The sequence below is a fragment of the Exiguobacterium sp. s183 genome (assembly GCF_018617655.1).
Classification (GTDB): Bacteria; Bacillota; Bacilli; order Exiguobacteriales; family Exiguobacteriaceae; genus Exiguobacterium; species Exiguobacterium aestuarii_A.
In genome coordinates this window covers 1-230 of the sequence record NZ_JACSKN010000024.1, presented here as the reverse complement: position 1 = coordinate 230, position 230 = coordinate 1, and the positions used below count along the sequence as shown (strand labels likewise).

The 230-nt window shown below is 46.1% G+C and carries 1 rRNA gene; it reads right to left on the bottom strand.

What is annotated here, in order from left to right:
* A 5S ribosomal RNA gene (gene rrf / locus KNP62_RS15535) occupies window positions 1-88 on the bottom strand; the annotation flags it as partial.
* Window positions 89-230 lie beyond the last annotated feature (142 nt).

The window sequence follows — 230 nt, the reverse complement described above, 5'->3', positions numbered from 1 at the left end:
AGATCCCCCAACTACTTTCGGCGCTGAGACGCTTAACTTCTGTGTTCGGCATGGGAACAGGTGTGGCCGTCTCGCTATCGCCACCAGACAAAATGAATATTAACACCACGTCATACGCATGTCAATAATGTTTAGGGTTTATTCCCTGAAAACTGAGGATTCATCAACACAAACCATAGACTAGATCAAAGCCTCGACCGATTAGTATCATTCAGCTCCACGTGTCACCA